The organism is Zarconia navalis LEGE 11467, assembly GCF_015207075.1.
Taxonomy (GTDB): Bacteria; Cyanobacteriota; Cyanobacteriia; order Cyanobacteriales; family Geitlerinemataceae; genus Zarconia; species Zarconia navalis.
Genome location: NZ_JADEXN010000165.1, coordinates 1 through 9,409 on the forward strand (window position 1 = coordinate 1; position 9,409 = coordinate 9,409).

Sequence of the window (9,409 nt, forward strand, 5' to 3'; positions counted from 1 at the left end):
GGGCAAGTCTCGATCGCATTTCCAAATTATTGCCGACATCTTCAAAACAAGGCTGGCGTTGGCAAAACCTTCGATCGCCGTTATCCATCACCCTCGCCGTCGGTTTCTTAAGTTCCCTCCTGACGATTAATAACTGGGTGTTCCACAAACCCTACTATCCCGATCGCATCGCCGGACAAATGATGTTAGATCGCACCGTACCCCTGGTAATGGTGGTGGGATACGAAAACTTGCAAGAAGCGGCATTGGGTTTGAGTTTTGCCCTGGAATTGCAAAAACGCCATCGGACCCCGGAACCAGACATCGAACCGGGAATGGCACATTCCCCCTCGCAACCCCCACCGAACGTCAAATTTGCCTTTTTAGATCGATCGACTGGATATGATGCCGTCTGGCAAAGTCTGTCACAGTTACAACCGCTGCCGGAACCGCCTTTTAACCTCTGGGTTGTCGGGCCGGGGTTGCAACAAGCGGCATATCCTGCCAGCATTGCGATCGTCTCCTCAGACAGTCAGTGCGATCGAGATCTCGATCGATACTATCGCCTGGGGATTCCCTACCAACTGTATCGCTGTCGTTTGCGAAAAACTTCGCAGTCTAGAATAGAAAAAGTACGAGCAGATTTGTAAAGAAATATTCGAGCAAAATCGATGTCCGTTCAAAAACACCATTACGAATCCTGGCTGGCCGAGTATGGTAATCCCCCATCCATGCTGGCGATGTTGAAAGAGTACCGGCCTTACATGGAGAAAATTCCCAGTTTGCGCCGTCTCGATGAAAGTTTGATTATTATCCCCTTTCCCCTAGTGCGGTTGCGCGAAGGCATTTCCCAAAAAGGACTCAACGGCATCGATATCAGCGCGGGAGAAACCCTGTGTCTCCCCTGCGAATTTGGGATTCTGATGAGCGATCCCGACTGGAAAATTAAAACCGGAATTGAAATTTTCGTGTTCGTTCATCGTCCTGGGGAAGACTTTTCCGATCTATTTCTGCGCTGGCGGCAAACACAAGTTTTGCTTGACAGAGGCTACGAGTGGGTCATGCCTTACCAGCACCGTCATATGTACTGCGAAGGGGCCGATCGCATTTTTCCATTTTTCGTTTTGTTCGAGCAAACTCCAGAACGGCTCAAGCGTGGTTTGACAGGAGCGGGTTTGCCCTTTGTGGTGCAAACGGAGGATGCGATCGAAGAGGAACCTGAAGAGTCTCCAAAGGATGAAATCGAATGTTAACGTGAAATTTTAAAAATGTTGACGATCGATATTTTTAGCTCGGTCATATAATTTTTTGGATCGATCCAAAAAATTATATGACCGATTACCAATTGCTAAATTATTCACCTAACGATCGAACTTGGCGATTGTTAATGCGATCGATTCAATATTTTATTACATCATTTCGAGCTAGTCATCTCACTCCTAGATGTATTTATTGCTTGTTACTTCGATCGATCGCCTCAGTGTTAATATACTCGCGCACCAGCTTGTAAAATTTTTGAATTGGCGGAATTTGCAGGCGATCGTCTGTGGTTGCCAACACCACCTGACGGGTAAGAGCGGGGAGGATTTCAGTATCTGCGGCGATCGGGCGTACGGCAAGAGTACGATCGGTCAAGGCTTCGAGCAGAGCCGAATGGGGCAGGATCGAAATGAGTTTGCCCTGTCGCACCACTCCTCGGAAGGCATCAAGGGTATTGAGTTCTAACACCGCATTGAGAGTTTTCCCCTGCTTGGAAAACACATCCTGAACCAGACGCTGCATCCCGTAGCCATCTTTGAAGACGACATGATCGTAATGGGTTAACTCCGTCCACGGCACGAAATCATAGGCGGCTAGGGGATGTTCGACGGCCATGAGAACTTCGATATTCTCCTCGTAGAGGACTTCCATCACCATTTCCGGACTGGCGGTGAGCATGGGATTATTCATGACGATGGCGATATCCACCAAACCATCCCGCAAAACTTTCAACGCCCGATCGCTTCCCAGGGAGGTGACGCGCAACTGCACGTCGGGATATCCCTGACAGAACTTCTGCAAGACGGGGGGCAAATAGTGGGCGCAGACGGAGTGAATCGCCGCTACGCACAGTTCCGATTGCTTGCCATCGAGCAAATCCGAGAGTTCCCGAACCGCACTTTTCCACTCCCGACAGATTTTACTGGCATGGGGAAAGAAGCGATCGCCGGCAATGGTTAGTTTAGCAGCAGAGGTGCGATGAAATAGGGGCAAACCAACTTGAGATTCCAAAGACTGAATCTGGCGGCTGACAGTGGATTGGGTGACGTTACACAACCGAGCGGCTTTTTGAAAACTTCCCGTTTCGGCAACAGCCAGAAATGCTTGTAATTGCTCTAGGCGCACCTGGGTCTAAACCTTAGTCTAAAGGGGAGGGGCATTGATGAAGTTCAAATCTTAGCGGTTTCCTCTCCAGAGTTCGGTAGAAAATGATACAGCCCGAATGCAACAAGTGACATCCGGGCTGACAATTGGCGTTTTTCACACCAAACCGAGCGATTTTTACAGCGTTCTTAGGGCTTGCTTAGCTCTAGTTTGCCTTAGAACTGGAATGTCGTGCGCAGAGTTCCGATGACGATGCTGTCGTTGTCGGAGTCTTGGTTGGGATTGAGCAAGAAGATCGCCCCAGGGGTAATGAAAATTCCATTAGACACGGGTAACTTATAAAGGGCTTCGACATGAAGGGGAATATCGTTCTCAAACCCGGTATTGTCGATCCCGTTCAAACCGCCGAGATAGGGTTCTGCCCCGGCGATAATCGCCCCCAGCGCACCCGGTACGCCCAAATCTGGGAAACTCAACGTCATGGCGTAGTTCCACACTTCGGGATCTCCTCCCAAACCGTCAAGAATCAGATCGGTGAAGCCCACCCAACCGCCAACGCGGAATTTCGGGCTGACATTAAACAGAACTTGCGCCCCGTAGGAGTTACTGATGACTTCTGTCGCATCAACACCGATAGCGTTCAAGCTGCCAGCATTGAGACGACCTAGGTTGGTTCCCGTGCCGCCAAAGGTAAAACGCCGTCCGGCTTCGGGATCGTAGCCGTGAACGTAGGTCAAGCCGATGCTAATTTTATCGGTGGGTTCAATTTCCAACTGCCCCATAATCGAGTAGTTGCCGTTGAACAAACCCGCGCCTTGAGAGGGATTGTTGCCGCCGCGAGCCAAGTAACCCGCTTGCAAGCCCACTTTATCGTTAAATTGGTAGTTAAGACCGATCCCCTGTCCTCCCAAACCAATCCGGTAGATGGGGTTGCGCTCGGCAAAGCGAGACAGCGCCCCGTTGGCACCGCCTCCGACATCCAAGCCGGGGTTGAAGGTGTTGGCATAGAAGTGGTGTCCTCCCAGACTTGCCATGGTCGTCACCGTTAGTTTGTCACCTACGGGGAAGACGTAGTGGAGGCGATCGAGGGTAATATCATTGCCACTTTGACCGTCGAAGGCGAAGCGTCCCTCGAAGGTGCCGATTTCATCGGTGAAGGAGTTGCCGATATTACCGGCTGTCAGACGGGTATAGAGTTTATCGCGACCGGTGAAGCTCGAAACCAACTGCAAGCGAACTCGATCGGCAAAAATGGTCTGGCTTTCGTCGTCGCCACCGTCGGTTCCGTCGCCACCAAAGCTATCAGCTAGAACAAATGCTACTTCCCCAACCAGTTTGGTGGTGGTGGAGAATTGGTTGGCTTCGAGTTCGGCCGTGCGCGCTTCGAGGGCATCCACTCGTCCTCGTAGGGTAGCCAGTTCGGCGGCAAATTCTTCTTGCAGGCGGCGAATGGCAGCGAGATCTTCGGCGCTAACTTCTCCTTCGTTAGGGAGGAAATTCAAAATCTGGTCGAGACAAGCATTCAACCCGGCAGCAAACTCGTAACGGGTCAGGGCCCGGTTCCCGCGATAGGTTCCGTCGGGATACCCGGCAATACAACCGTAGCGTTCTACTAAGGATTGCAGGGCTTGGAAGGCCCAGTCCGTGGGCTGCACGTCCGTTAGTTGGGAGACGGACGTGACTTGAGATTGGCTTTGCGCTTCGGGTTTGGGGGCCGCGAGTTCGTCGACGGAGGGGACTTGCACCAGTTGCGTGGGGGCCGCGTCGAACTGAGTTTCGAGCGCCTTCTCGGAAACAATCGCCGTCTGGGCTAAACCTTTGGTTTGCAGACCGGCAGACTGCTTTGCCGTTGGGACTTCTTTGGCGCTGGCTGCGGTGGGTGCGAGTAGCAATGCCGTTGCCAGCACGAGGGGATGAACGAACAAGCGGATGAAATGGGATTGATTCATGGGTAGTATTCTCCTCACATTACGCCCAACTCTAGAGGAGTTGGTCAAACCTTTTTGTATGCTGCTTCACAACAATATCTGACGCGATTGGTTCGCACTGTTTTCAGACTAGGGCAAACTCTTGGAGAGCGGGCAGAAAGTTGTTGTTTTCGTGGCTCGGACGACTGAGCTTAATGAGCGCGAAACGCTGTAAGGGGGTCAGAGCCGCCCATTGGTTAATGGCGATGGTCACCCCCATCGTTTGGGCTTTTTCTTGGAGGTGGGTCGGAAGGCGATCGCTGATATTCCACAGGGGACGAGTATCAACGTCTAATTCCTTCGCCTCAACACCAGTACGCTCTCGCACCAGACAGCAAAGAAACTCGCGATAGGCTTGAATTTCTGATTCTGTCTGGCAGGGCATCTCCACGAGGGCAGTACGACCGCCCTGGTTAAACCGATGCCATTGGGTTAATTTTAGTTTAATGCCACAGGTGTCGAGTTTAAAACGCACTTGCATGGGAACGCAGCGCAGAGATTCGACGAAATCGGCTTCAAATTTGAAAAACTGGGTCATCACTCGGGCATCATTCCCACAAAGGGTCAGACTAAATTTCAACGGATCTTTGAAATATCTGTGCGACTTGTTACTTTTTACAACTTTAGATCGTCACATTGGATACAAAAGCCTGGAAAATATCTATAATTCATAACGTATAGGTAGCAAGACAAGTATCGAAAACGCGATCGTCATAGGGATAGGGGTATTCAGATACCGATCGAGGATTCGCTCTAGTCATCGCTAAAAAAACAGGGATTTTGTTTGTTATGAATACTCAACATATTACTGATGGCGCTGGTATCCGGACGGAAAGTTCCGGTCGGAGTTCGATCGTTTTGGTGGTGCTCGCCTCTTTTGTGCTTGGGTTCGTTCCTATTGTGTGGAGTTCGACGTTGATGTCGGCTAACTCCGATGCCCCTACGGTTCCAGGTGAAGGAACCCTCTGGAGCGAACTGGGACAGTAATCGGCACGTTATTTACTCTGACGATTGGATCTGACACATTTCTAATACTCCCTTGACTTTGTGCGAACTTTTGTTTGCCACTCTGCGACTGAGTCAGGGTCGGGACATTCGCTTTGAAGTCCCGCTTGAGAATCAGTTTCACAACAGCCACAGACCCTCATACAGCAAAGGACTTGTGTCAGACAATACGTGAATATTTATTTCTAGCTTGTTTTCTCAAACCGGTTATTTTTTTAATGGTTTGATAGTGAAAGCAAGTCATAGCCTGCATTTTGTTTAACTTATTAAGAATTTCTAAAGATTTTTTCTAGCGGCTATTTAGCAAACCGTAAATTTTGATACATATTCTAAGATGGAAATATGTGTCGAAGAGCTGCATACCCTTCGAGCGTTTTAAAAACAGGAATCTTAATTTAGCATGAACTCACCAAAATTTCGGAATTCCAACCCCTTTAAGTCTCGCCAAGAGTCTGAGGAAAATCCCATCGAACTCGTGGTATCAGTGGTTATTGCTTCCTTTGTCGTCGGCATCATTCCCATCGTTTGCGCTTCCACGGTTCAACCCCAAGGGGAAGTCGCACCGATTTTGGGAGAAGCAACCTTATGGCACGAAGCCGGGTTCGTGCGTTGAATCTACTCCTTTGGATGTATTTTCGACTTTGAGCCATTGGTTAAGATGGGATCGTAGGCATAGAAATGTATTTTCTTCATCTTAAATAAGAAAAGATTATTTATAAGCCATTTAACCAAAATCTCAATACTCGGACAGGGAGATCGTGATGAATCATCGTTCTGGGAGTTCGCAAAAGAATCGTGCTGAAAGCTTCTTGTTAATTGTGTGTACGGTTTTTGCCTCCTTTTACCTCGGGTTTATTCCCTTGACCCATACCACCGAACGATCGGGGGAAATTCCCAAAGTTCTCGGCGAAGCCTATTTGTGGAAGTAATAGACTCAACAAACCTAGGGAACCGCAGTCGGTTGTAGGGTTTCCACCGGCGGCAATTCGCTGGCGAATTGAGTGGCGAGTGGAACTAGTTGTACCGCACAAGCTTTCAACTCCGGTTCTAAAGAATCCGGACAGGCTTCTGGGTGAGTGAGGGCATTCGCCTCGGAATTTTCCGCCCACAGTGCCCCCCAATGCATGGGTACGAACACGGTTCCCGGCGCGATCGCTTTGGTCACTCTCGCCAGAAAATTGCCTTCACCCCGACGAGATCGCACTTTTACCCAAGTATCGTTATCGATGCCCAACTTATCGGCATCGCGCGGATGAATCTCGATAAATGGGTGGGGGTGCTTTTTGGTAATCTTCTCGATCCGTCCGGTGCGAGTTTGGGTGTGCCAGTGTTCGTAAACTCGCCCCGTCGTCAGCACCAGCGGAAACTCCGCATCGGCGGGTTCGGCCAATCCCTTCGAGTGATAGGCCGCGAACTTAGCTCGTTTGTCGGGGGTGGCAAACTCCAGGTTAGTATACAACCGTTTCGACGAATTTTTTACCTCTTCCTCGGCCATTCCTTCCGGACAGGGCCATTGAATCGGGCCCAACTCCGCTAGGCGATCGTGACTCAACCCGGTCATATCGCAGAGGCGATCGCGCGTCAAACCCACGAATTCCCCGTAGACATCAGCGGAGTTACGCCAGGGAAAATATTCCCCGAAGCCCAATCGCCGTCCCACTTCCGCAAAAATTTCCCAGTCGGCTCTTGCCTGTCCCGGCGGATCGCGAAAGGCTCGACAATAGGTGACTACTCGTTCTGAGTTGGTCATAATTCCGCTTTTTTCCCCCCATTGGGCCGCCGGAAGCAAAACGTGGGCGTAGGCTGCGGTTTCGATCGGGTAGTAAGCATCCTGCATCACCGTAAAGTTTGACTTGCGCAATGCCGCCTTCGTCCGTTCGATATCCGGCATACTCACCGCCGGATTGGTCGCCGCCACCCAAAAAACTCGAACATCTCCGGTTTCTAAACCCAGTATCATGTCCCAAGCCGCCAGACCGGGGTTGGAATTGATGAAACCGGGAAGTTTCCAGTAAGTTTCAACCTCTTGACGGTGTTGGGGATTTTTCACAACCCGATATCCCGGTAAAATGTGAGCCAGTCCTCCCGCTTCCCGTCCCCCCATGGCGTTGGGCTGACCGGTGAGGGAAAAAGGTCCTGCTCCCGGCTTACCGATATTGCCAGTCATCAGGTGCAGGTTGATGATGGTGCGCACCTTTGCCGTCCCTTCGGAGGACTGGTTGATTCCCATCGACCACATGGAGAGGACGCGCTTCGAGTCGGCCCAGTAGCGGGCAGCCTTTTCCAGGTCGTCGAGGCGAATCCCGCACTTGCGGGCGACTAGTTCCGGGGGATAGTGAGCGATGACTTCGGCGTAGGCGGGAAAATTTTGAGTCCCATCTTCGATGAAGAGGGTATTGATTTTTCCCCAGCGCATCAGGAGGTTGGCGATGCCGTTGAGTAAGTCGATGTCCGTACCCGGATTAATCGCCAAATGGAGGTCTGCCGCCTCGGCCGTTTGAGTTTTTCGGGGATCGACCACAATCATCTTCACGTTGCGGTTCTTTTTGTGGTGCTTGCGCAGGCGATTGAAAACGATCGGGTGGCATTCGGCGGTATTGGTACCAATGAGAAAAGCGCAGTCGGTTTCTTCGAGGTCGTCGTAGCAACAGGGCGGTCCGTCGGAACCGAAACTTTGAATGTATCCCGCCACGGCTGAAGACATACACAGGCGAGAGTTGGCATCGAAATTATTCGTACCCAAACAGCCTTTGAGCAACTTCTGGGCGGTGTAGTAATCTTCGGTTTGGAATTGCCCGGAACCGTACATGCAAATCGAATCGGGGCCGTGGAGAAACCGTGCGGTTTGAATGCGATCGACAATGCGATCGAAGGCTTCATCCCAACTGACCTTGCGGAAGGGTTCGTCGAGAGAGTCCCGCATCATCGGGTACTTAAGGCGATCTTTGTCCAGAGCTTCGGCAATGGTGCCCCCTTTGACGCAAACCATCCCCTGACTGGAGGGATGGGATCTATCTCCTTTGACTTTCCAGATGGGGTTTCCTTGCTTATCTCGATTGGTAGGTTTACCGGGGGCGGCAGGGGGAGAAACCTCCAAACCACAACCCACACCGCAATAGGGACAAAGAGTTTTGGTAGATCGTGTCATAGCCCTTACCTCCTAGAAGTGCGATCGGCGGTCGATTTCGATGACCCGGTTTTCCGATCGGGGGTTCGCCCGAGGGTAACCAGAGTAAAAATAGGGGAAGGTCGGGGACAAGTGCCCCAATTCCTTCCACCCAGAGCGATCGGGTAGCCCGAAAGCTAACTGAAATTACTCGAGCACTTCGCTGGAGATCGTACCCATCGGTTGAGCTTCAGGGGCTGTTTCTCCTTCGTGGAACTCAGCGAAGGAGCCTTTGGGTTCTTTGAGGACGAAGAAACAGAGGAAGGCAACCACCAGTGCGGCCGTACCCATCATCCAGAAGAAGTACTGGTTAGCTTGGGAAATAATGGCAGGGGTGACTTCGCCGCCACCGGCAATCCATTCGGGCAACAAGCTGAAGATGGTCAGGTAAGCCACCGCGCCGACGTTACCGTAAGCGCCGACGTTTCCAGCCACTTGACCGGTAATCCGCCGCTTGATGAGGGGGACGATGGCGAAGGTGGAGCCTTCACCGGCTTGGACGAAGAAGGAGCAGGCCATGGTCAGCAGCACCGCACCGGGCAACCACCAGTCGCCGTTCACCGTGCCGAGGAGCATATAACCGATCCCCATGCAGAAGGTGAGAGCGCCCATAGTCATTTTGCGGCTGCCGAGCTTATCGGAAATCAGACCGCCACCGGGACGGGACATCAGGTTCATGAATGCGTAGCTCGAGGCGATCATCCCCGCTTGAGCTTTGGAAAGGGGGAAGGTTCCTTCAAAGAAGGAAGGCAGCATGGAAACAACGGCGAGTTCGGAACCGAAGTTAACGATGTAAGTGAGTTCGAGAATGGCAACTTGAGAGAAACTGTAGCGTTCTTCGGGGGGATAGCGCTTCTGGCCGAGCATCAATTCTTTGTTGACTTGCCAGCAACCGAAGGCTTGGAACAGGTACAGACCGACAAGGAAC

General features: G+C 51.5%; 9 protein-coding genes and 1 pseudogene. 5 read left to right on the plus strand and 5 right to left on the minus strand.

Annotated features, from left to right (window positions below; all coding sequences use genetic code 11):
* Positions 1 to 629 (plus strand): annotated as a pseudogene (locus IQ235_RS10590) (hypothetical protein); the annotation flags it as partial.
* Between the two features lie 21 nt (positions 630 to 650).
* Positions 651 to 1,232: a hypothetical protein gene (locus tag IQ235_RS10595; protein WP_264321437.1), complete on the plus strand. Its 582-nt coding sequence runs from the start codon at positions 651 to 653 to the stop codon at positions 1,230 to 1,232.
* 196 nt (positions 1,233 to 1,428) lie between these two features.
* Here the strand turns inward: IQ235_RS10595 and IQ235_RS10600 are convergent, their stop codons facing one another.
* The 3 genes from IQ235_RS10600 to IQ235_RS10610 form a co-directional block, all read right to left on the minus strand.
* Positions 1,429 to 2,364, minus strand: a complete 936-nt coding sequence (locus IQ235_RS10600; protein ID WP_264321438.1) for a LysR family transcriptional regulator — start codon at positions 2,362 to 2,364, stop codon at positions 1,429 to 1,431.
* Positions 2,365 to 2,558: 194 nt separating this feature from the next.
* Complete coding sequence (locus IQ235_RS10605; protein ID WP_264321439.1) at positions 2,559 to 4,292, minus strand: iron uptake porin; 1,734 nt, start codon at positions 4,290 to 4,292, stop codon at positions 2,559 to 2,561.
* Positions 4,293 to 4,395: 103 nt separating this feature from the next.
* Entirely contained in the window at positions 4,396 to 4,848 is a 453-nt protein-coding gene (locus IQ235_RS10610; RefSeq protein ID WP_264321440.1) for a nitrate reductase associated protein, read from the minus strand.
* 251 nt (positions 4,849 to 5,099) lie between these two features.
* Between IQ235_RS10610 and IQ235_RS10615 the strand changes: the two genes are divergently transcribed.
* The 3 genes from IQ235_RS10615 (at position 5,100) to IQ235_RS10625 (ending at position 6,244) form a co-directional block, all read left to right on the plus strand.
* Complete coding sequence (locus tag IQ235_RS10615; RefSeq protein ID WP_264321441.1) at positions 5,100 to 5,297, plus strand: hypothetical protein; 198 nt, start codon at positions 5,100 to 5,102, stop codon at positions 5,295 to 5,297.
* 418 nt (positions 5,298 to 5,715) lie between these two features.
* Positions 5,716 to 5,928 (plus strand): hypothetical protein, encoded by a 213-nt coding sequence (locus IQ235_RS10620; RefSeq protein ID WP_264321442.1) that lies wholly within the window; start codon positions 5,716 to 5,718, stop codon positions 5,926 to 5,928.
* A gap of 148 nt (positions 5,929 to 6,076) precedes the next feature.
* Positions 6,077 to 6,244 carry a hypothetical protein gene (locus tag IQ235_RS10625; protein ID WP_264321443.1) on the plus strand — a complete coding sequence of 56 codons (168 nt, stop codon included), beginning with the start codon at positions 6,077 to 6,079 and terminating at the stop codon, positions 6,242 to 6,244.
* 14 nt (positions 6,245 to 6,258) lie between these two features.
* Here the strand turns inward: IQ235_RS10625 and IQ235_RS10630 are convergent, their stop codons facing one another.
* Both IQ235_RS10630 and IQ235_RS10635 read right to left on the minus strand, forming a co-directional pair.
* Positions 6,259 to 8,463, minus strand: a complete 2,205-nt coding sequence (locus tag IQ235_RS10630) for a molybdopterin oxidoreductase family protein (RefSeq protein ID WP_264321444.1) — start codon at positions 8,461 to 8,463, stop codon at positions 6,259 to 6,261.
* Positions 8,464 to 8,628: 165 nt separating this feature from the next.
* On the minus strand, positions 8,629 to 9,409 hold a 781-nt coding region (locus IQ235_RS10635), incomplete at its 5' end, for an MFS transporter (RefSeq protein WP_264321445.1).